At 68.8% G+C, this 21,486-nt stretch carries 16 protein-coding genes; 6 read left to right on the forward strand and 10 right to left on the reverse strand.

Annotated elements, in window-relative coordinates; genetic code table 11:
• Positions 1–19: 19 nt before the first annotated feature.
• From ACTYVM_RS05590 to ACTYVM_RS05600, 3 genes are all read right to left on the reverse strand, one after another.
• Positions 20–1,735: a protein kinase family protein gene (locus tag ACTYVM_RS05590; RefSeq protein WP_445524834.1), complete on the reverse strand. Its 1,716-nt coding sequence runs from the start codon at positions 1,733–1,735 to the stop codon at positions 20–22.
• 118 nt (positions 1,736–1,853) lie between these two features.
• Complete coding sequence (gene murJ / locus ACTYVM_RS05595) at positions 1,854–4,187, reverse strand: murein biosynthesis integral membrane protein MurJ (RefSeq protein ID WP_445524835.1); 2,334 nt, start codon at positions 4,185–4,187, stop codon at positions 1,854–1,856.
• Positions 4,188–4,232: 45 nt separating this feature from the next.
• Entirely contained in the window at positions 4,233–6,668 is a 2,436-nt protein-coding gene (locus ACTYVM_RS05600) for a DUF6049 family protein (RefSeq protein ID WP_445524836.1), read from the reverse strand.
• Between the two features lie 314 nt (positions 6,669–6,982).
• Between ACTYVM_RS05600 and ACTYVM_RS05605 the strand changes: the two genes are divergently transcribed.
• Positions 6,983–8,455, forward strand: a complete 1,473-nt coding sequence (locus tag ACTYVM_RS05605) for a CCA tRNA nucleotidyltransferase (RefSeq protein ID WP_445524837.1) — start codon at positions 6,983–6,985, stop codon at positions 8,453–8,455.
• Positions 8,456–8,562: 107 nt separating this feature from the next.
• Here the strand turns inward: ACTYVM_RS05605 and ACTYVM_RS05610 are convergent, their stop codons facing one another.
• The 4 genes from ACTYVM_RS05610 to ACTYVM_RS05625 form a co-directional block, all read right to left on the reverse strand.
• Complete coding sequence (locus ACTYVM_RS05610) at positions 8,563–9,081, reverse strand: LppU/SCO3897 family protein (RefSeq protein WP_445524838.1); 519 nt, start codon at positions 9,079–9,081, stop codon at positions 8,563–8,565.
• A gap of 126 nt (positions 9,082–9,207) precedes the next feature.
• Entirely contained in the window at positions 9,208–10,470 is a 1,263-nt protein-coding gene (locus tag ACTYVM_RS05615) for an MFS transporter (protein WP_445524839.1), read from the reverse strand.
• 100 nt (positions 10,471–10,570) lie between these two features.
• Positions 10,571–11,653 (reverse strand): inositol-3-phosphate synthase, encoded by a 1,083-nt coding sequence (locus ACTYVM_RS05620; RefSeq protein ID WP_445524840.1) that lies wholly within the window; start codon positions 11,651–11,653, stop codon positions 10,571–10,573.
• A gap of 44 nt (positions 11,654–11,697) precedes the next feature.
• Positions 11,698–12,381: a PadR family transcriptional regulator gene (locus ACTYVM_RS05625; RefSeq protein ID WP_400030485.1), complete on the reverse strand. Its 684-nt coding sequence runs from the start codon at positions 12,379–12,381 to the stop codon at positions 11,698–11,700.
• A gap of 399 nt (positions 12,382–12,780) precedes the next feature.
• Here ACTYVM_RS05625 and ACTYVM_RS05630 point away from each other — a divergent pair, with 399 nt between their 5' ends.
• Positions 12,781–15,498: a transglycosylase domain-containing protein gene (locus ACTYVM_RS05630; RefSeq protein WP_445524841.1), complete on the forward strand. Its 2,718-nt coding sequence runs from the start codon at positions 12,781–12,783 to the stop codon at positions 15,496–15,498.
• 108 nt (positions 15,499–15,606) lie between these two features.
• The gene (locus ACTYVM_RS05635) at positions 15,607–17,115 is read left to right on the forward strand and encodes a glycosyltransferase family 87 protein (RefSeq protein ID WP_445524842.1); all 1,509 of its coding nucleotides are present in this window, start codon (positions 15,607–15,609) and stop codon (positions 17,113–17,115) included.
• Between the two features lie 84 nt (positions 17,116–17,199).
• On the opposite strand, the gene ACTYVM_RS05640 is transcribed toward ACTYVM_RS05635, so the two are convergent.
• From ACTYVM_RS05640 to ACTYVM_RS05650, 3 genes are all read right to left on the reverse strand, one after another.
• Positions 17,200–18,231, reverse strand: a complete 1,032-nt coding sequence (locus ACTYVM_RS05640; protein WP_400030491.1) for an alanine racemase — start codon at positions 18,229–18,231, stop codon at positions 17,200–17,202.
• 83 nt (positions 18,232–18,314) lie between these two features.
• On the reverse strand, positions 18,315–19,436 hold the full coding sequence (gene femX / locus ACTYVM_RS05645) for a peptidoglycan bridge formation glycyltransferase FemX (RefSeq protein WP_445524843.1): 1,122 nt from the start codon (positions 19,434–19,436) through the stop codon (positions 18,315–18,317).
• Between the two features lie 213 nt (positions 19,437–19,649).
• A complete protein-coding gene (locus tag ACTYVM_RS05650) occupies positions 19,650–19,973 on the reverse strand; it encodes a hypothetical protein (RefSeq protein ID WP_445524844.1) in 324 nt (107 codons plus the stop codon).
• Positions 19,974–20,257: 284 nt separating this feature from the next.
• Between ACTYVM_RS05650 and rpsF the strand changes: the two genes are divergently transcribed.
• The 3 genes from rpsF (at position 20,258) to rpsR (ending at position 21,485) form a co-directional block, all read left to right on the forward strand.
• The gene (gene rpsF / locus ACTYVM_RS05655) at positions 20,258–20,548 is read left to right on the forward strand and encodes a 30S ribosomal protein S6 (RefSeq protein ID WP_019324683.1); all 291 of its coding nucleotides are present in this window, start codon (positions 20,258–20,260) and stop codon (positions 20,546–20,548) included.
• A gap of 70 nt (positions 20,549–20,618) precedes the next feature.
• Positions 20,619–21,206, forward strand: coding sequence for a single-stranded DNA-binding protein (locus ACTYVM_RS05660; protein ID WP_445524845.1), 588 nt, complete (start codon positions 20,619–20,621; stop codon positions 21,204–21,206).
• 42 nt (positions 21,207–21,248) lie between these two features.
• Positions 21,249–21,485, forward strand: coding sequence for a 30S ribosomal protein S18 (gene rpsR / locus ACTYVM_RS05665; RefSeq protein ID WP_003949403.1), 237 nt, complete (start codon positions 21,249–21,251; stop codon positions 21,483–21,485).
• The last annotated feature ends 1 nt before the right edge of the window (position 21,486 follow it).

Below are 21,486 nucleotides of genomic sequence, written 5' to 3' on the forward strand. Positions count from 1 at the left end.
CTTCCCCCTCGGTGGGACGTCAGCCCAGGAACTTCACGTCGGTGATGCCCTGCTTGTAGCCGCTGTTGCTGTACTGGTCCCCCGAAGCGAACGGCAGGGCAGTGAGCCACACCAGCACGTACTGGGTCTTCACCTGCTTGGTGACCTTCACGGTGGCGGTGGTGCCGCTCGTCGTGACCGTGCCGATCTTCTCCATCGAGCTCAGCGAGGAAGGCGTCAGGGAATCGGCCGCGTACAGCTCGACCGTGGTGTGGTTCCCGCCGTAGTAGAGCCCTATGGTCGCCGCGGAGAGTTCCTTGGCCGCGCCGACGTCGTAGACGATGCCCACGCCCGGCTTGTACGGCGCCAGGACCGGACCGTCGACGAAGCTGCTGGTCCGCCAGTACGTCGAACTGTCTCCGTCGTACGTCTTGGCGACGTCGTTGGGGTGCTGGGCGTCGCCCTTCGCGACGTATTCACGCGCCGCCTGGATCTGGAGCGGCTGGGAGGGCTTCGGCTGCTTTTCGTTCTTGTCGCTGCCGTCCTGAGTCTGTGTCTGGGTGTCGTCGGGCTTGCCGCCCCGGTCCAGCAGCGCGTCCGCGAGCTGCCAGCTGCCCAGGCCCAAGGCCGCGATGAGGAGGGCCGAGACGGCCCACTTCAGGGCCTTGCCGGTGCGGCTCTGCAGCGGAGGCGGCGGGGCCGGGACCGGCTGGGTGACGCCGGGATGCGGTGCCGGACGGCCGTAGGAGCCCTGCTGGTACGACGTGCTCTGGTACTCCGGCGGCGCCGTGAACGTCGGCTCCGGGGGGCGGATGCGCGGCATCTCGCCGATCGCCTTCACCAGTTCCTCCGGCGTGGTGCACGCCGACTCGTGGCGGGAGGCGGTGGCGCCGTCGTTGGCGAGGGCGCGCATGGCGAGTTCGGACAGACCGCGGTGGACGCCCGCGCGCACCTGGTCGGGAGGGATGAGGCCGATGTCCTTGGGCAGGCCGGACAGGCCGTAGGCGTCGCTCTCGTACGGCCAGCGCTGGGTGAGCGCCGCGTACAGCAGGGCGCCGATCGCCTCGGTGTCCGTGCGCTGCGGGGTGTCGGAACTGATGCCGCGCAGCGCGGCGTTCACGGCGAGGCCGCGGATCCGCCACTGACCGGTGGAGGTGCGCAGGACGGCGTTGGGGTTCAGGCGCAGATGGGCCAGGCCCTCGCGGTGCGCGGCGGCCATGGCGGAGGCGGTCTGGCTGACCAACTGGTAGGCGTCGTGCGGCTCCAGGGGACCCGAGGCCAGCAGGGTGGTCAGCTCCGTCGCGTCGGGCAGCCACTCGTGGACGACGTAGACGAGGTCGTTCTCCTCGACGGCGTCGAGCACCTGCACGAAGCGGGGATCGCCGAGCAGTGCCGAGGAGCGGGCCGCGGCCAGCACGGACCGGGCCCGCGCATGGTCGGCGGGCAGGATGTGCACCCCGACCGCGCGACGGAGTTTCTCGTCGACAGCTCGCCAACTGCTGAATCCGTCCAGACGGGTGACGCACTCCTCGAGGCGGTAACGTCCGGCCAGCTTGTGACCGCTGTGAAGTTCGGGCGGTGGGGTCTTCCTCCCCGGCCCTTCCGTCCCGCCGCTCCCCTCTGTCTCGTCGTGCTCCGTGCCCCGCTCGCGATTCTGGGCCACCCCGTCGGACGTGGACTGGTCCGCCTCGGCGGTCAGCGGCTGCTCGCCGCTGTTGTCTGCCACGTCGACGGCAGCCGTGATCCGTTCCGCCACCGTCGCTCCTGCCTCCCCATCCATCACGCGCTGTCCGACGCCGAATCCAATTGTGCCCACAGTCCGCCGCTATGCACGACACACGGCTGCGGACGATGGTTGTGCGCCTACCCCCGACTCAACGTCCCAGGCGCCCGCGGACCATGCCCACGAGCCCGTTGATCTCCTCGATGCGCATCCGGCGGGCGGCGACGAAGAAGACTCCGAGCAGCAGTGCTCCGCCGGCCAGCAGCGCGACGAACGACCCGAAGACGCCCTGGCCCAGCGAGTGGCCGATGCCGTAGCAGGCCGCTCCACTGATCAGTGCCGCCGGCACCGAGGCGATGCACAGCCGTGCGTACGTCCGCAGCACCCGGGAGCCGTCGAGGTCGCCACCCAGCCGCTGGCGCAGCCGGCGCCAGGCGACGCCGACACCGATCGCGTATGCGAGACCGTACACGGCCGCCATGCCGGCCACGGCCCAGCGGGCCGGAAGCAGCAGGTAACAGAGGACGGAGGCACCCGCGTTGACGGCGGCCACGATGACCGTGTTGTAGAAGGGCGTGCGGGTGTCCTCGTAGGCGTAGAAGGCGCGCAGCACGACGTACTGCACGGAGTACGGGATCAGGCCGAGCCCGAACGCCATCAGCATGTAGCCCATGTTGGTGGCGGCCCCGGTGCCCGAGGAGCCGAAGATCAGCGTGCACATGGGGATGCCGAGGGCGAGGAACCCGAAGGCGATGGGCACGATCGCGACCGCCGTCGTCCGCAGACCCTGCGAGATGTCGTCGCGGACGGCGCCGGCGTCGTTCTCGGCGGCCGAGCGCGAGATGCGGGGCAGCAGGGCGGCCATCAGCGAGACCGTGATGATGGCCTGGGGCAGTCCCCAGATCAGCTGGGCGTTGGCGTAGGCGCTGAAGCCGGTGCCGTCGATGTGCGTGTTGGCCACCGAGGCGGTGGCCAGCTGGGTGACCACCAGGGCGCCCGCCTGGTTGGCGAGGACGAAGAGGACCGTCCACTTGGCGAGCATGGCCGCCTTGCCGAGGCCGTGCCCCTTCCAGTCGAACCGCAGACGGAGCTTGAACCCGGTCTCGCGCAGGTACGGGATCATCGCGAGTGCCTGCACCACGAGGCCGAGGAGCACGCCGATGCCCAGCAGGCGCTGGCCCTCCGGCGGGATGTTCGTGACGGTCATGTGGGAGTTGGCGGACGTGCCGTAGACCCACAGGAACGTGCTGAGGGTGACGATGATGACGATGTTGTTCAGGACCGGCGTCCACATCATCGCGCCGAACTTGCCCCGGGCGTTGAGGATCTGCCCCATCACCACGTGGACGCCCATGAAGAAGATCGAGGGCAGGAAGTACCGGGTGAAGGTGACGCCGACCTCGTTGGCCGCCGGATTGCTGGCGACCGGGTTGGAGAGCATCCGCACCAGGAGCGGCGCCGCGAACATCGTGAGGGCGGTGAGCGCGCCCAGTGCGACCATCACCAGCGTGAGCAGCCGGTTGGCGAACGCCTCGCCCCCGTCGTCGTCCTCCTTCATGGCGCGCACGAGCTGCGGGACGAACACGGAGTTCAGGCCGCCACCGACGGTCAGGATGTAGATCATCGTCGGCAGCTGGTAGGCCACCTGGAAGGTGTCGCCCAGCAGGGCCGTGCCCAGCGCGGCGACGATCATCGCCGAGCGGATGAACCCGGTGAGCCGGGAGACCATCGTGCCCGCCGCCATGACGGCGCTCGACTTCAGCAGTCCTGAGGCTTTCCCGCCCTTCTTCGCCGCCGGAGCGGGGGCGGGCTCGGCCACCGGGGCGGGGGCCTCGGCGACGGCCGGTGCGGAGCCGTACGGCCCCATCGGTCCCGGACCGGATCCCGGTGCCGGGGCGGCGGGGCCGGGAACCGAGGGGACCGCCATCTGCGGGCGTCCACTCATGTCCTGTGGCGGCTGGTAGCCGTGCTGTCCCGGGCCCTGGTGGCCGTATCCGCCCTGGTGCATGTCCGGACGCCCGCCGTGCTGCTGGTCCCGGAAGAGGTGGGCGAAGGCGTCCGGCTCGTGGTGCTCCTCACCGGAGTGGCTGACCAGGTCGTCGACGCCCACGAACTGCGTGGTGCGGGGATCCTCGCCCTGCGGCAGGTGCTGTGTGGGGCCCGATGGCTCCGGCGGCGGGGTCTGCGCCCACACGCGGGGGTCGGGGGCGTACGGCGAGGGCGCGGGGCGGCCGTACAGGGGCTGCTGCGGCTCGTTCGTGCCCGGGGGCGGTGGAGGGTGCGCGGCACGGTCGTAGAGCGCCTCGTCGACCGGATCCTGGGCGGTGAGGTCCTGCGCCCGGTAGGGGTCGTCGTCGTAGGCGTCCTGGAGATACATGTCCGCGGGAGGCTGCGGTGGCAGCTGGCCGTGTCCGGGCGGCGGCGCGTCGGGGTGGCCCGGGCCGCCCACGGCCTGGCCGCGGTCACCGTCGTACGGCGCGTTCATGCTTACCCCACCTCATCGTCCCGGGCCCTCCGGGCCACGACATCCTCAACGGTCCACCTTCTCACCCGTGCCGGACGGGTCTGTGCTTTCCGCTGCGGTGTTTGGTGTCGGGTCACTCGGCTGCTCCGGGGCGTCTGCCCGGGACCGGGTGCCGGACTCTTCTGTGAGACGACCGGCGGTGCCTTCGGGGTTCTCCGGCGTGCCGCTTTCCGACTCGTCCGCGCCGTCACCGGCTTCTTCTCCGGTGGCTTCCCCACCGCTTTCGGCGTCCTGCGGGTCCTGGACGGCCTCCTTGGCCGCCGCGCGCTTGCGCTGGGTGTACATGCGGAAGCCGGCGAGGACGAGCAGCAGGACGCCGCCGCCGATGACCAGCATCACCGTGGCCGTGATCTCGGTGACCTTCACGTCGAAGGTGACGGGCGCGCCGTATTCCCGGCCGTCCTGCGTGTAGAGCTGGGCGATCACCGTCACGGGGCCGTTGGCGTTGGCCGACGTGGTGAACTTCACGGACTGGCTGTGCCCGCCCGAGACCGCGACGGGCTCCTCGTCGTACGCCTTGCCGCCGATCTTGAGGCGGGTGGGGTTGGTCGAGGTGAGGCGCAGCACCAGGTGGTCGACGCCCTGGACCAGGTTGTTCTGCACGGTCACCGGGATCGTGGCGCTGCGGCCGGAGAGCTTCGTCTCCGACTTGTCGATCAGCTTGACCTGCTCGGAGAGGTCGTCGAGGTACGCCTCCACGCCGTCACGGAAGTTCGTCGCCTCGCCGGACCTGCCGCGCCAGGACGTGGCCATCTCCCGGTTTATGGCCCGTCCGAAGGGCGTGGCGACCCGGGACGGGTCGGTGAGGACGACCTTGAAGTTGTCGACCTTGTCCTGCGTTCTGGCGATCGTCCAGAAGGCGGTCCGCCCGATCTCCTTCTTGCGCAGCGAGGAGGGGTAGTCCGCGGTGGACGGGATCTTCGTGGTGGCGTCGGGGTCCGGCTTGGCCGCGGCGGCCGCGGTCAGGTCCTGCGACTGGGACCACGTGCTCTGCTGGAGGGCCGTCAGCGCCTGCGCCATGGCGTGGGCCTGGTCACCGGTGGGCATGCGCTGCGGGGCCACGACGATGCTGCGCTGCATGCTCGTCTGGTTGTCGAGCTCCAGGCTCTGGGCGAGGAACTCCTGCACGGCGAGCGTGGTGGCGCCGGCCTGTGTCAGGTCGCCCTCGAACGACGTCGACAGGCGGGCGTCCGCGACGACCGCCGTGGTGCCGCCGCCGATCGGGCGGGCGGCGGAGGGCGTGTAGGTCAGCCCGCTGGTCTCCTCGAGGCTGTCGCTGCGTGTGATGACCTTGTCGGCTCCCGCGGAGGTGGCGACCTTGACGATCGAACCGTCGATGGCGCCGTCCACGGGCCAGGCGAAGTCCGTGCTCGGTTTCACGTGGAGCACCGTCTCCACCGTGCTGGCGGCGACGTCGGTGGCGTCCTTGAGCTGGCTCAGTGAGCCGGTGACGCTCGTGCCGTGGTGGGCGAGGGAGGCCAGGTCCGGGTCGGCGAAGGGAAGTGCCACGACGTCCTTGCCCGCCACCGCCTGCTGGAGTTCGGCGAGCCACTTCTTGGCGACATCCTGATGGGTGCCCGGCACGGACGTGCCGTCGCCGGCCTGGATGCGGTAGTTGCGGGTCATGGCGTCGACGGACGCCAGGAGGTCGGGGTCGATCACCCAGGTGACGTCGAGGGCCTTGCCCAGCGACAGCATCTGCTCCAGGCGCCCGCCGGGAGCGATGTCCTTGGCGAGGTCCTCGTCGAGGAAGACCGGTGTCTGCTGTGCGCCGGGGCCCGTCTCGGCCGTCATGTGGATGCTGGACACGAGCGGCCACAGATAGGTCGTCTTCGTCTTCGTGCCCGCCTCGTCCGGCTGCCACGGCAGGAACGTGCGCTGGATGCCCAGGACCTGCTCCCAGGGCTGGACGGAGGTCTGGCCGGACAGCGAGACGGAGAGTTCGTAGACGCCGTTCGTGACGAGGTTCAGCTTGTCGACCGGCACGGAGATGCTGAAGTGCTCGGCCACGCCCGGAGTGAGCCGGGTGAACTTCTGGACGTACTTGCCGCCGATCTCGGGCCCGTCGGCGCCTGGATCGAATGTGGTGCGCTGGGCCACGGTGTCGATCGCCGAGCGGGTGTTCAGCTCCGGCCCCAGACGCAGGCCCACACGGGCGTCGGTGACGGCCTGCTTGCCCTTGTTCGTCACCGTGCCGGAGACGGTCAGTGTGTCCCCGTCCGTGGGGGCGCTGGGACTGAGCGAGTCGAGCGAGACGGCCACCGTGCGCGAGCCCGATGCGGCCTGCGGGGACTCCTGCCCGGCGGCGTGTACGGACGGTGCGGCGGGCAGCTGGAGCAGAGCGGCCAGCAGCGGTGCTCCAGTGAGCAGCGCCCCGGCACGCCGCAGCCGGCGGCGGGCAGGTGAGGGACTGGTCCCCTGGAAGTCTGCCGCCTCGGCCACGCGCTCGCCCGTCCCTCGTCGTCAGTGGTCGTCGGAATGTGCGTCCACGCATGGTAACGATGTGCGCCGAGGGGAAGTGCCTCGGAGGCGGTCACATGATCGTTGGACGCTGGTGGACCGCCCTGGATATGCCTGTATCCCGGGATGCTGTTCGTTACGTCACAAAGGCATGGCTTGAGTCGGTAATAAGTAATAAGGAGTGCGCCGGGTCTGCCGCCGCGGCCCCGATGATGTCGTTCCCGCGCATCGGCCGCGCCCGGCCCCCGAACAATGGCGGCGCGGCCGCGTGCGCGGGCCACGTACCCTTTTCTGTTGTGCCGAACGCCAACGAAGACACTTCCCCTGCCCTGAGCCAGGTGCAGCAGCGCGCGGTGAGCGAGCTGCTGCGGGTGGCCCCCGTCGCCGACGATCTCGCGCGCCGTTTCCAGGAGGCCGGGTTCTCCCTCGCCCTGGTCGGCGGCTCGGTCCGGGACGCGCTGCTCGGCCGGCTCGGCAACGACCTGGACTTCACGACCGACGCCCGCCCCGAGGACGTACTGAAGATCGTGCGGCCCTGGGCGGACGCCGTTTGGGAGGTCGGGATCGCCTTCGGCACCGTCGGGGCACAGAAGCAGGCCCGCGTCGGGGACGTCGACCGGTGCTTCCAGATCGAGGTGACCACCTACCGGTCGGAGGCCTACGACCGCTCCTCGCGCAAGCCCGAGGTGTCGTACGGCGACTCCATCGAGGAGGACCTCGTCCGCCGTGACTTCACGGTCAACGCCATGGCCGTCGCGCTGCCGGAGAAGGCGTTCATCGATCCGCATGGTGGGATCGGCGACCTCGAGGCACGTGTGCTGTGCACCCCGGGCACACCCGAGGAGTCCTTCTCGGACGATCCGCTGCGCATGATGCGGGCCGCGCGTTTCGCTGCCCAGCTCGACTTCGACGTCGCCCCGGAGGTCGTGACGGCGATCAAGGAGATGACGGGGCGCATCGAGATCGTCTCGGCCGAGCGGGTCCGGGACGAGCTGAACAAGCTGGTCCTGTCGGCCCACCCGCGCAAGGGCCTGACCCTGCTCGTCGACACCGGTCTGGCCGGTCATGTCCTGCCCGAGCTGCCCGCCCTGCGTCTGGAGAGCGACGAGCACCACCGGCACAAGGACGTCTACGACCACACGCTGATTGTGCTGGAGCAGGCGATGGCGCTGGAGGAGGAGCCCGACCTGACCCTCCGCCTTGCCGCCCTTCTGCACGACATCGGTAAGCCGCGCACGCGCCGCTTCGAGAAGGACGGCCGGGTCTCCTTCCACCATCACGAGGTGGTCGGCGCGAAGATGACCAAGAAGCGCATGACCGCGCTGAAGTACTCCAACGAGCTGGTGAAGGACGTTTCACGGCTGGTCGAACTCCATCTGCGTTTCCATGGCTACGGCACCGGAGAGTGGACGGACTCGGCGGTCCGCCGCTATGTCCGCGACGCCGGCCCGCTGCTCGACCGCCTTCACAAGCTGACCCGCTCGGACTGCACCACCCGTAACAAGCGCAAGGCGGGTGCGCTGTCCCGGGCGTACGACGGTCTCGAGGAGCGCATCGCCCAACTTCAGGAGCGGGAGGAGCTCGACGCGATCCGCCCGGAGCTCGACGGCAACCAGATCATGGAGATCCTCGGCGTCAAGCCCGGACCGGCCGTCGGCAAGGCGTACACGTACCTGCTGGAGCTCCGTCTCGAGAACGGCCCGATGGGGCACGACGCGGCGGTGGCGGCGCTCAAGGAGTGGTGGGCCGAGCAGGAGGAGCAGGGCTGAGGCCGTGCGAAAAGGGCTCGTGTTTCACGTGAAACACGAGCCCGGGAAACACCAAGGGGCGATGTTCCACGTGAAACATCGCCCCTTTGGCATGGGTCATACGGCGGCTACTGCCCCGCGCCGGCGCCGGTCTCCTTCAGGCACAGCACCACGTCGTGCCCGCCTCCGGTCTGGATGTAGGAGACGGTCCACCCCTTGACCTCTTCGCACTTGTTCTCGTCGGAGGAGCCCTCGAACTTCTGGATCACCTTGTACTCGGCCTCACCCGAGGAGCAGTCGACCTCCTTGAGATCGGGCTTGGAGTCGTTTCCCTTGTTGTGCAGGCAGGCGCCCACCGAGGTCGTCTCGGCGTCGCTCTGGCTGAACCACCAGCCGATACCGAACTTGACGAGGACGATGGCGACAGCGACGACGATCCCCCCGACGATGCGCAGCGCCTTCTTGCCCCCGGACTTCTGCGGAACAGGCGGCGGGACCGGTGCACCCTGCTGCTGCGGGAAGGGGGCGTACGGCGCCTGCGGCGGGTAGGGCTGCTGCGGGGCTACGGGCTGACCGGGCTGCTGCCCCAGGGGAGCGGTGGGCGCCTGGGCGTGCGGGTTCTGGCCCTGGGGCGGCGGAGTGGTCACTTGGGGATCCCCCTGGAACTTGAGCATGATGGCTGGAACATGCTGTCGAAATAAGACGCACGTAAGTTACAGGTCAGGACCGACACTGCCGTAGCCGGCGGGGACTCTGTGTCATTGATGTGACACTTACCGGCCCGCAAAACGGGTCATAGCTGCCGCGACCGCTCCATAGATCACGGCGACCATGACGACGAGTGCGGCCGAGCGGCCGTCCGTCGGGAGTATCAGCGCGGCGACCCCCGCGGCGCCGACGAACGCCACGTTGAACAGCACGTCGTACACGGAGAAGATCCGGCCGCGGAAACCGTCGGCGACCGCGGACTGCACCATCGTGTCCGTGGCGATCTTGGCGCCCTGGGTGGTCAGCCCCAGCACGAACGCCGCGACCAGCAAAGGACCCGCAGTGAACGGCAGGCCCAGGGCGGGCTCGAGAACCGCGGCGCAACCGGCGCACACGGCGATCCAGCGGGCCGGCCCGAGCCGGCCCGCCGCCCACGGTGTCACCACGGCCGCCGCGAAGAAGCCGACGCCGGAGAGGGCCAGTGCCAGCCCGAGCAGACGCAACCCCTCCCGTGTGTTCGAGGTCAGGCCGTAGCGGCACAGCATCAGCACCAGGACGGTCAGTGCCCCGTAGCAGAACCGCATCAGCGTCATCGAAGCCAGCGCCCAGGCGGCCCGCCGCCGTGACGGCGCCGCGAGGTGCCGGACAGCCGCCATCAGGTCGCGTGCGGTGACGGTCAGTGCCGTGCCCAGCCGTGGCCGCTTCGGCCCCCCGTCGGGCCCGAGCAGATCCGGTGCCATGAGCAGCGAGGCCAGGGCCGCGCACAGATACAGGGCGGCCCCCAGCAGCACCACGGCCGCGTCGGAGTCCGCTCCCACCAGCCGTACGGCGAAGGCGAGACCGCCACCCGCGAACGCCGCCAGGGAACCGGCGGTCGGCGACAGGGAGTTGGCCATCACCAGCCGCTCGGCGTCGACCACCCGCGGCAGCGCGGCGGACAGGCCGGCGAGGACGAAGCGGTTGACGGCGGTGACACACAGCGCGGAGACGTAGAACAGCCAGGTCGGCACGGCGGCGACCATCAGCACGGCCGTGGCCGTCGCCATCACGGCACGCGCCAGGTTGCCGTAGAGGAAGACCTGGCGGCGGCGCCAGCGGTCCAGCAGCACGCCCGCGAAAGGGCCGACCAGGGAGTACGGCAGGAGCAGCACCGCCATCGCGGAGGCGATCGCGGCGGGCGAGGTCTGCTTCTCCGGTGAGAAGACCACGTAGGTGGCGAGCGCGACCTGGTAGACGCCGTCGGCGCTCTGGGAGAGCACCCGCACGGCGAGCAGGCGCCTGAAGTCCCTCAAGCGCAGCAGGACACGCAGGTCACGGACGACGGCCATGGGGCACAGCCTCACATGTGGGAGGGCCCCCGGGTGCACGCGCGGCGTACACGGACGGGGGCCCAACAGCCCTGGCAGGAGCGGTTTTGCGAAGCGCTCTCTAGCGCTCGACCTCGCCGCGGATGAACTTCTCCACGTTCTCGCGGGCCTCGTCGTCGAAGTACTGCACCGGCGGGGACTTCATGAAGTACGAGGACGCCGACAGGATCGGACCACCGATGCCCCGGTCCTTGGCGATCTTCGCGGCACGCAGGGCGTCGATGATGACACCGGCGGAGTTCGGGGAGTCCCAGACCTCGAGCTTGTACTCCAGGCTCAGGGGAACGTCGCCGAAGGCGCGGCCCTCGAGGCGGACGTAGGCCCACTTGCGGTCGTCGAGCCAGGCCACGTAGTCGGACGGGCCGATGTGGACGTTCTTCTCACCGAGGTCCCGGTCGGGGATCTGCGAGGTGACGGCCTGGGTCTTGGAGATCTTCTTGGACTCCAGCCGGTCGCGCTCCAGCATGTTCTTGAAGTCCATGTTGCCGCCGACGTTCAGCTGCATGGTGCGGTCCAGGACGACACCGCGGTCCTCGAACAGCTTCGCCATGACGCGGTGCGTGATGGTCGCGCCGACCTGCGACTTGATGTCGTCGCCGACGATCGGGACGCCCGCCTCGGTGAACTTGTCCGCCCACTCCTTGGTGCCGGCGATGAAGACCGGGAGCGCGTTGACGAAGGCGACCTTGGCGTCGATGGCGCACTGGGCGTAGAACTTCGCCGCGGCCTCGGAGCCCACGGGCAGGTAGCAGACCAGGACGTCGATCTGCTTGTCCTTGAGGATCTGGACGACGTCGACCGGGGCCTCGGCGGACTCCTCGATGGTCTCCCGGTAGTACTTGCCGAGACCGTCGAGGGTGTGGCCGCGCTGGACCGTCACACCGGTGCTGGGGACGTCGCAGATCTTGATGGTGTTGTTCTCGGAGGCGCCGATGGCGTCCGCGAGGTCCAGGCCGACCTTCTTGGCGTCGACGTCGAAGGCGGCGACGAACTCGATGTCACGCACGTGGTAGTCGCCGAACTGCACGTGCATGAGACCCGGGACCTTGGACGCCGGGTCGGCGTCCTTGTAGTACTCGACGCCCTGCACCAGCGACGCGGCGCAGTTGCCCACGCCGACGATGGCTACGCGAACCGAACCCATTCCGGTTGCTCCCTGTGTGTAATCGGTGAAGCCCCGACGGGACCTCACGTGGCGGTGTCGTCGGGCGTATCCGGCCGGGGAGACTCCCCGGACCGGGGCAGGCCGCCCGTCGCTCCAGTGGTGGTGTCCAGCGACGCGGGTCCCCCGGAGGCGGAACCCTTGAGGTCCCGCCCGGCCCGCTCGCTCTCGATGAGCTCGTTCAGCCAGCGCACTTCGCGCTCCACGGACTCCATTCCGTGGCGCTGGAGCTCGAGTGTGTAGTCGTCGAGGCGCTCCCGGGTCCGCGTCAGGGAGGCACGCATCTTCTCCAGACGCTCCTCCAGGCGGCTGCGGCGGCCCTCCAGCACGCGCATGCGTACGTCGCGCGACGTCTGCCCGAAGAAGGCGAAGCGCGCGGCGAAGTGCTCGTCCTCGTAGGTGTCGGGGCCCGTCTGCGAGAGCAGCTCCTCGAAGTGTTCCTTACCTTCGGCCGTCAACCGGTAGACGATTTTGGCGCGGCGCCCCGCGAGCGCGGCGGAGACGGCGTCCTCGAGAGCGTTCCCCGGTTCCTCGATCAACCAGCCGTTGGCGACCAGCGTCTTGAGGCAGGGATAGAGCGTCCCGTAGCTGAACGCACGGAACACACCCAGTGACGTGTTGAGTCGTTTGCGCAGCTCGTAGCCGTGCATCGGGGATTCGCGGAGCAGGCCGAGTACGGCGAACTCGAGGATGCCGGAACGCCGGCCCATCGTCGCCTCCTCTCTGCCGCGATCCGGTGGCGGCGGGGGCCGCTCCGGGTGCCGTGACGGTGCTTATCTCACACTGATGTATCGACTCGATACATCACGACGATAGATCCCAGCCCCGGATGCGACAAGAGGGGGCAGGGTGAACGGGATCACATCGCAGGTTGGTCCGGGGCAAGTTGCCTGGTTTGGGGTGAACTTCGGGGCTCAGCGGGTTTTGACAGTGCGTAGTCTGTGCGCCATGCACACCGACGGGAACCATGTGACGCCTGGGGAACGTCCACGTCCCCGGTGCGGTACGGGTGAATACGCGACCGACCACATCCGTACTTCGGGGGGACCGGAAACCAGCCGCCGTTTCCAGGCGCGCAAGGGTGCGCCTGCCCGAGGAGTAATCGTTCGATGAGCGAGCACCGTCGCAAACCGCCGCAGCCGCAGGGAGGCGGACGTGCCGCGGCCCGACGTGGCCAGTCCGGCTCGTCCCCCGGTCGCCGCGCGGCACCGCGAGGCGCCAGCGGATCTCCTGCCGACTCCTATGGATCCGATCCCCACGGGCCGGGTCCGAGGTCGGGTTCGCGCGGCGCGGGGGGTGAGGAGCGCCCGTACGAGGGCCGTGCCGCCGCTCGGCGGGCGGCGCAGAGAGGTAGCGGCGGCCGCCGCGGCCGGCCCGGCGGCCCGAACGGGCCCGGGCGCGGCCGAGCGGCGCCGCCCGCCAAGAACCGCTTCGTCGACTACCCGCGCGCGGGCAAGGACGGGTGGCAGCGCTGGATGCCGTCCTGGAGGCTCGTGACGGGGCTGTTCATCGGCTTCATGGGGAGCCTGGTGGCGGTCGCCGGTATCGGGTACGCCATGGTGGGCGTGCCCGACGTCGCGCAGACCGCGACCGCGCAGAACAACGTCTACCTCTGGTCCGACGGTTCGCAGATGGTCTCGACGGGTGGTGAGACGAACCGGCAGATCATCAACCTGTCGCAGATCCCCGAGGCGATGCAGTGGGCGGTCATCTCCCAGGAGAACAAGACCTTCTACTCCGACAGCGGCGTCGACCCCAAGGGCATCGCCCGCGCGTTCTTCAACATGGCCACCGGCGGCCAGACCCAGGGTGGCTCCACCATCACCCAGCAGTACGTGAAGAACGCGAGGCTGGACGACCAGTCGCAGACGATCTCCCGTAAGTTCAAGGAGATCTTCATCTCGATCAAGGTGGGCACCACCGTCGACAAGAAGGAGATCCTGGCGGGCTACCTGAACTCGGCCTACTACGGCCGGGGTGCCTACGGGCTCCAGGCGGCGGCACGCGCCTACTTCAACAAGGAAGCCATCGATCTGAACCCGGGCGAGTGTGCCTTCCTGGCCGCCACGCTCAAGGGCGCCACGTACTACGACCCGGCGGGACAGACCTCCATCGACCCCGTCCAGGCCACCGCGGAGAAGAACACCAAGCGGGCCCTGACGCAGATGCAGGACACGCTCGACAAGATGGTCGAGGGAAAGCATCTGGACCTCACCGAGCGGGAGAAGTACACCACGCTCCCCGCCTGGAAGAACCCGCGGTCGAACACCCAGCTGAGCGGTCAGATCGGCTACCTCGTCGACCTGGCCAACAGCTATCTGGTCACCCACAGCGACGAGACCGGCATCACCGCGGACAAGCTGCGGCTGGGTGGCTACACGATCAAGACGACCTTCAACAAGAAGAAGGTCACGAAGCTGGAAGCGGCAGTCAAGAAGGTTCAGAAGGCCAACATCAACCCCAAGCTGCGCCCGAAGACGGACACGCACGTCCAGTTCGGCGGGGCCTCGGTGGACCCCAAGACGGGTGCCATCGTGGCGATCTACGGCGGTGAGGACGCGACCAGGCACTTCACCAACAACGCCGACGCGACCGGTGCCCAGGTCGGCTCGACGTTCAAGCCCTTCGTACTGGCCGCGGCCATGCGCGACGGTGTCCGTGATCCGCACGGGGACCCGTCGCAGCCACAGGACGAGCGCACCCAGGTGTCGCCCAAGAGCCGCTACAGCGGTCAGAACAAGCTCAAGATCAAGGAGTACGACGGGACCGTCTGGAGGAACGAGAAGGGCGGGGAGTGGCTGCAGCGCAACGACGGCAACGACTCGGTCGGAGATCCCCCGGACTACATGATCGACCTGCGCGAGGCGATGCGGGAGTCGGTGAACTCCGCCTTCGTTCAGCTCGGCATGGACGTCGGCCTGGACAAGGTCAAGCAGGCCGCCCTGGACGCCGGCCTGAAGGAGAACAGCCTGGCCGGCACCAGCTTCCCGTCCTTCTCCATCGGCATCTCCGACCCCAGCGCCATCCGCATGGCGGGCGCCTACGCCACCTTCGCCAAGAGCGGTGAGCAGAACGACCCGTTCTCCGTCCTGGAGGTCAACAGCAAGGACGGGCAGGTCTACACGCACGAGAACAAGCCCAAGCAGGCCTTCACGCCGGCCGTCGCCGACAACGTCACGGACATCCTCAAGACCGTGGTCGAGAAGGGTACGGGCACCAACGCCCGGCTGCCCGGGCGTGAGGTGGCCGGCAAGACCGGTACCACCGACGGAAACAAGTCAGCCTGGTTCGTCGGCTACACCCCGCAGCTGTCCACCGCGATCGGCATGTTCCGGATGGACGACGACGAGAAGAACAAGTCGCGCAAGTTCGAGAAGATGTACGGCACGGGTGGCCAGGACAAGATCCACGGTTCCTCGTTCCCCTCCGAGATCTGGCACGACTACATGATGGAGGCGCTCCAGGGCATGCCGGCCGAGAAGTTCCCGACGCCGGAGCCCATCGGCGAGATCGTCAACGCCGCGCCCAGCCCGACGCCGTCCCCCTCGGCCACCGAGTCCGAGGAGGCGAGCCCGACGCCGTCCCCCACGCCCAGTGAGATCGAGCCCAGTCCGACTCCCACGCCGTCCCGATCGCGCTGTGGCTTCTTCGGCTGCAACGACACCGGCGGTGACACGAGCGACGGAGGTACGGACGGCGGTAACAGTCCGTCGCCGTCACCGACCGATTCAGGCATCGACAACAACGGCAACGGCAATGGCAATGGAGGCGGCAACCGCGGCAACGGCAATGGAGGCAACAACATCTTCGGAGGCACAACCAACTAGCCGCCTGACCGCCCCACGAGGGTGTTTCACGTGAAACAAGGGCCGCCGCACCCACCGGGTGCGGCGGCCCTCGGCTTTTTCTTGGACGTGTGCGGCAGGATGTGCCTCATGCCCAGTGCTGAATCGACACAAGCGAGCGTGCACGAGCCGGACCCGGTGCGGCCCACCAAGGAGGACGAGGTCGCGGCGGCCGGCAGCGAGCTGATCGGCGGCCCCGTCGGGCGGCGTGCCCTGCTCGGGAGGTCCTGGTGGACCCCCGTACGGGTCGTCGCGCTCGTCGCGATCGGTGTGTTCGCCCTCGGCCTGGTCCAGAAGGTCCCCTGCTACCAGGGCGCGTGGTTCTTCGGCGCGAGTTCGCAGTACACGAAGGCCTGCTATTCGGACATTCCGCACCTCTACCAGGGGCGCGGCTTCGCCGAAGGCCTCGTGCCCTACTTCGACAGACTCCCCGGCGACATGCCGTACCTGGAGTACCCCGTACTGACCGGGGTCTTCATGGAGGTGGCCTCCTGGCTGACCCCGCACAGCGGCAGCATCCAGCACCAGGAGCAGTGGTACTGGATGGTCAACGCCGGGATGCTGATGGTGTGCGCGGCCGTCATCGCCGTCTGTGTGGCCCGCACACACGCCCGGCGGCCGTGGGACGGCCTGCTGGTCGCCCTCGCGCCGGCCTTCGCGTTGACCGCCACCATCAACTGGGACCTGCTGGCGGTCGCTCTGACGGCCGCCGCGATGCTGATGTGGTCCCGCGGACGCTCGGTCGCCTTCGGCGTCCTGCTGGGCCTTGCCACGGCCGCCAAGCTCTATCCCGTCTTCCTGCTCGGCCCGCTGTTCGTGCTGTGCTGGCGCGCGGGGAAGTGGCGGGACTTTGGCAAAGCCCTGGCGGGCGCGGTCGTCGCCTGGCTGGTGGTGAACCTGCCGGTGATGGCCTTCGCCTCGGAGGGCTGGTGGCAGTTCTACAAGTTCAGCCATGACCGGGGCGTCGACTTCGGCTCCTTCTGGCTCGTCTGGGCCCAGAACTCGAGCAGCCCGCCGAGTACCGACTTCGTCAACACCTCGGCCACGCTGCTGGTGGTGCTCTGCGGCCTCGGCATCGCCGCGCTGACGCTGTACGCCCCGCGCCGTCCGCGCTTCGCCCAGCTCGCCTTCCTGATCGTGGCGGCCTTCATCCTCACCAACAAGGTCTACTCGCCGCAGTACGTCCTGTGGCTGGTCCCGCTGGCCGCGCTGGCCCGCCCCAAGTGGCGGGACTTCCTGATCTGGCAGGCCTGCGAGGTGGCGTACTTCCTGGGGATCTGGATGTACCTCGCGTACACGACCAGCGGAGACGCCCACAAGGGTCTGCCGACCGACGGCTACCACGGGGCGATCGTCGTGCACCTGCTGGGCACGCTGTACCTGTGCGCGGTCGTCGTGCGCGACATCCTCATGCCGGAGCGGGACGTGGTGCGCCGAGCCGGGGACGACGACCCCTCGGGCGGGGTCCTCGACGGTGCCGAGGACGTCTTCGTTCTCGGCACCCGGGCCCGTCCGCCGCACCCGGAGGCCGACTTCGACGGGCCGCAGGTGGAGTGGGGCGGACAGGGCACGTCCGTACCCCAGGGTGGTTCGCTCTGAGCGAACAGGGTTTCAGGAGGTCATGCGAAAGGCCGTACCGGCACCGCCGGTACGGCCTTTCGCGTCGGAACAGCGCCCGGGGGCTCAGCGGTCCATGAGCCGGTCGAACTGCGTGGTGGTGTGGCGCAGATGGGCCACCAGCTCGTCGCCGACCTTGGGCTCCTCCGCGTCCGAGGGAACGAAGAGGATCGACACCTGCATGTGCGGCGGCTCCGCGAACCAGCGCTGCTTGCCGCTCCAGACGAACGGGGAGAGGTTGCGGTTCACCGTGGCCAGGCCGGCGCGGGCGACGCCCTTGGCGCGCGGCATGACGCCGTGCAGCGCCTTGGGGGCCTCCAGGCCCACCCCGTGCGACGTACCGCCCGCCACGACCACCAGGAAGCCGTCCGAGGCCGCCTTCTGCTGGCGGTAGCCGAAACGGTCGCCCTTGTTGACCTGTGTGACGTCCAGGACCGCGCCGCGGTACTCGGTGGCCTCGTGGTCCCCCAGCCAGAGCCGGGTGCCGATGCGCGCACGGAAATGCGTCTGTGGGAACTGCTGCTGCAACCGGGCGAGTTCCTCAGCCTTGAGGTGGCTGACGAACATCGTGTGCAGCGGCAGGCGGGCCGCGCGCAGCCGGTCCATCCAGCCGATGACCTCCTCCACGGCGTCCGAGCCGTCCGTGCGGTCCAGCGGCAGGTGGATGGCGAAGCCCTCCAGCCGGACGTTCTCGATGGCGGCGTGCAGCTGCGGCAGATCCTGCTCGCTGATGCCGTGCCGCTTCATCGAGGACATCACCTCGATGACGACGCGGGCCCCGACGAGGCCGTACACCCCGTCGACCGAGGACACCGAGCGGATCACACGGTCGGGCAGCGGCACCGGCTCCTCGCCGCGGCGGTACGGCGTCAGCACCAGCAGGTCACCACTGAAGAAGTCCTTGACGCGTGCGGCCTCGTACGTCGTGCCGACGGCGAGGATGTCGGAGCCCAGCCGAGTGGCCTCCTCCGACAGCCGCTCGTGCCCGAATCCGTAGCCGTTGCCCTTGCAGACCGGGACCAGGCCGGGGAACTGCTCCTGCACGTGCTTGTGGTGCGCCCGCCAGCGCGCGGTGTCGACGTAAAGCGTGAGCGCCATGGCCGGACCTGGAACCTTTCTGGTGGCTGCGGTGTATCAGAAGTATGGAAGGTGTCGACGGGGTCGAAGCGAAGTGCTTCGGGTCAGCGGCGCGACATGTAGATGTCGAGCGCCTTGTGAAGCAGCTTGTTCAGCGGGAAGTCCCACTCTCCGAGGTACTCGGCGGCCTGGCCGCCGGTGCCGACCTTGAACTGGATCAGGCCGAAGAGGTGGTCGGTCTCGTCCAGCGAGTCGGAGATGCCGCGCAGGTCGTAGACCGTGGCGCCGAGGGCGTAGGAGTCGCGCAGCATCCGCCACTGCATCGCGTTCGAGGGCCGGACCTCACGGCCGATGTTGTCGGAGGCGCCGTAGGAGTACCAGACATGCCCGCCGACGATCAGCATCGTCGCCGCTGCCAGATTCACGCCGTTGTGCCGGGCGAAGTACAGCCGCATGCGGTTGGGGTCCTCGGTGTTGAGGGCCGTCCACATGCGCTGGAAGTACGACAGCGGGCGGGGCCGGAAGTGGTCGCGCACCGCAGTGATCTCGTACAGCCGCTGCCATTCCTCGAGATCCTGGTAGCCGCCCTGGACGACCTCGACCCCGGCCTTCTCCGCCTTCTTGATGTTGCGGCGCCAGAGCTGGTTGAAGTTCTTGTGCACCTCTTCCAGGGACCGGTTGGCGAGCGGCACCTGGAAGATGTAGCGGGGCTGCACGTCGCCGAAGCCGGCGCCGCCGTCCTCGCCCTGCTGCCAGCCCATGCGGCGCAGTTTGTCGGCGACCTCGAAGGCGCGGGGCTCGATGAAGTCGGCCTCCAGGTCGCGCAGGCGCTTGACGTCCGAGTCCTGGATGCCCTTCTTGATGGTCTCGGAGTTCCAGCGGCGGATGATCACCGGCGGGCCCATCTTCACCGAGAAGGCGCCCTGCTGCTTCAGATGCGCCAGCATCGGCTGGATCCATTCGTCGAGGTTCGGCGCGAACCAGTTGATGACCGGACCCTCGGGCAGGTAGGCGAGATACCGCTTGATCTTGGGCAGTTGGCGGTACAGAACAAGACCCGCGCCGACCAGTTCGCCGGTGCGGTCGTCGAACCAGCCGAGGCTCTCCGAGCGCCACTCCGCCTTGACCTCTGCCCAGGCCGGGACCTGCATGTGACTCGCCGCGGGCAGGTTCTGGATGTAGGCCAGATGCTGCTCTCGACTGATGGTCCTCAGGGTCAGGCTCATTCGGGGCGCTCCTCGGGCTGGCGTGTCCCCATGGGTACAGGGGCTCCGGCTCTCGCGCCGAAGCCTACTGCGCCCTGGGAGCGCGCAGACTGGCCGCACGCAACCGTCGCCGCGGCCTGTTCACCGCCGTGGCGCCGGTCGTGCGGTCATACGGGCGGCGTCCGCGGTCTTCGGCGGACGCCGTCCGTGAGGAGCGGCCGGGCGTGCCCGGTGTCAGCCGAACAGGCCGCCGAAGAGGCCGCCGTGTGCCAGGCCGAGGTAGAAGCCGACCGCGGAGGCGCCGAGACCGAGCACCAGCCCGAAGCGCTCGCGCGTCGTCACGGAGATCCATTGTCCGTAGGCGCCGGTGAGGATCCCCACCAGACCGGCCCAGGAACTCAGCAGGTGCAGGTTGTGGAAGAGGAGCCCGGTGATGAACGCCAGCACGCCCAGTACCAGGGTCACCACGAGCAGGGTGTCCTGGACCGGGTGGGACTTGCCGTCGGTGGAGAAGAGGCCGCCGCCCGCGGCGGTGTTCGGTCGCATCGTCTGTGCCATGGGGCACCTCCAGCGAAAAGCGGCGCATCTTAGCGCCGTGCACACCCGAGGCGTCCAGGTTGACGGGTTCGGCGCCCCGATTTCAACCGGAAGCGGGTGTGCGGGTAGTCTGTACGTTCTGCACGGTGTCTGCCCAGGCTGAGCCACGGCGAACCTGGAGAGTCCGTCAGCCGGCCCTCGTTGTCAGTGGCGGCTGATGTACTGCAAGCACCGTTGCGTACGCATCACAACCCTCCTGCCACGGAACGACCGTGGCCGTTGAGTCCAGAGGAGGTGGGTTCCACATGCGTCACTACGAGGTGATGGTCATCCTCGACCCCGATCTCGAGGAGCGTTCTGTCTCCCCGCTGATCGAGAACTTCCTTTCTGTCGTCCGTGACGGCGGCGGAAAGGTCGAGAAGGTCGACACCTGGGGCCGTCGTCGTCTCTCGTACGAGATCAAGAAGAAGCCCGAGGGCATCTACTCGGTCATCGACCTGCAGGCCGAGCCTGCGGTCGTCAAGGAGCTCGACCGCCAGATGAACCTGAACGAGTCGGTCCTCCGGACCAAGGTCCTCCGCCCCGAGACCCACTGAGCCCTTCGCTCAGCTGATCTCGGGATTCGAGTAGCAAGCAGCCAGAGCAAACCCGCCGAGAGGTTCCCCCATGGCAGGCGAGACCGTCATCACGGTCGTCGGCAATCTTGTCGACGACCCCGAGCTGCGCTTCACCCCGTCCGGTGCGGCGGTCGCGAAGTTCCGCGTCGCGTCCACTCCCCGCACCTTCGACCGCCAGACGAACGAGTGGAAGGACGGCGAGAGCCTCTTCCTGACCTGCTCGGTCTGGCGTCAGGCGGCGGAGAACGTCGCCGAGTCGCTCCAGCGAGGCATGCGCGTCATCGTGCAGGGCCGGCTGAAGCAGCGGTCCTACGAGGACCGTGAGGGCGTCAAGCGCACGGTCTACGAACTGGACGTCGACGAAGTCGGTGCCAGCCTGCGCAACGCCACGGCCAAGGTCACCAAGACCTCGGGCCGCGGTGGTCAGGGTGGTTACGGCGGCGGTGGCGGCCAGGGCGGCGGCCAGGGTGGCGGCGGCTGGGGCGGTGGCCCCGGTGGCGGCCAGCAGGGCGGTGCTCCCGCCGACGACCCGTGGGCGACCGGCGCTCCCGCCGGTGGCAACCAGGGTGGCGGCGGCTGGGGCGGCGGCTCCGGCGGCGGTGGCGGTGGCGGCTACTCGGACGAGCCCCCCTTCTAGGCGGGCCGTACCCCAACTTCTTGATCACACAGGAGAAACACCATGGCGAAGCCGCCTGTGCGCAAGCCTAAGAAGAAGGTCTGCGCTTTCTGCAAGGACAAGGTCACGTACGTGGACTACAAGGACACGAACATGCTGCGGAAGTTCATTTCCGACCGCGGCAAGATCCGTGCCCGTCGAGTGACCGGCAACTGCACGCAGCACCAGCGTGACGTCGCCACGGCCGTCAAGAACAGCCGTGAGATGGCGCTGCTGCCCTACACCTCCACTGCGCGCTAAG

The organism is Streptomyces cyslabdanicus, from assembly GCF_052663305.1.

What these genes read in the sequence shown, in the direction of transcription:
- murJ (WP_445524835.1), bottom strand. Translation starts at nt 4,187, where the DNA reads ATGAACGCGCCGTACGACGGTGACCGCGGCCAGGCCGTGGGCGGCCCG.
- ACTYVM_RS05615 (WP_445524839.1), bottom strand. Translation starts at nt 10,470, where the DNA reads ATGGCCGTCGTCCGTGACCTGCGTGTCCTGCTGCGCTTGAGGGACTTC.
- ACTYVM_RS05620 (WP_445524840.1), bottom strand. Translation starts at nt 11,653, where the DNA reads ATGGGTTCGGTTCGCGTAGCCATCGTCGGCGTGGGCAACTGCGCCGCG.
- ACTYVM_RS05625 (WP_400030485.1), bottom strand. Translation starts at nt 12,381, where the DNA reads ATGGGCCGGCGTTCCGGCATCCTCGAGTTCGCCGTACTCGGCCTGCTC.
- ACTYVM_RS05630 (WP_445524841.1), top strand. Translation starts at nt 12,781, where the DNA reads ATGAGCGAGCACCGTCGCAAACCGCCGCAGCCGCAGGGAGGCGGACGT.
- ACTYVM_RS05635 (WP_445524842.1), top strand. Translation starts at nt 15,607, where the DNA reads ATGCCCAGTGCTGAATCGACACAAGCGAGCGTGCACGAGCCGGACCCG.
- ACTYVM_RS05640 (WP_400030491.1), bottom strand. Translation starts at nt 18,231, where the DNA reads ATGGCGCTCACGCTTTACGTCGACACCGCGCGCTGGCGGGCGCACCAC.
- femX (WP_445524843.1), bottom strand. Translation starts at nt 19,436, where the DNA reads ATGAGCCTGACCCTGAGGACCATCAGTCGAGAGCAGCATCTGGCCTAC.
- ACTYVM_RS05650 (WP_445524844.1), bottom strand. Translation starts at nt 19,973, where the DNA reads ATGGCACAGACGATGCGACCGAACACCGCCGCGGGCGGCGGCCTCTTC.
- rpsF (WP_019324683.1), top strand. Translation starts at nt 20,258, where the DNA reads ATGCGTCACTACGAGGTGATGGTCATCCTCGACCCCGATCTCGAGGAG.
- ACTYVM_RS05660 (WP_445524845.1), top strand. Translation starts at nt 20,619, where the DNA reads ATGGCAGGCGAGACCGTCATCACGGTCGTCGGCAATCTTGTCGACGAC.
- rpsR (WP_003949403.1), top strand. Translation starts at nt 21,249, where the DNA reads ATGGCGAAGCCGCCTGTGCGCAAGCCTAAGAAGAAGGTCTGCGCTTTC.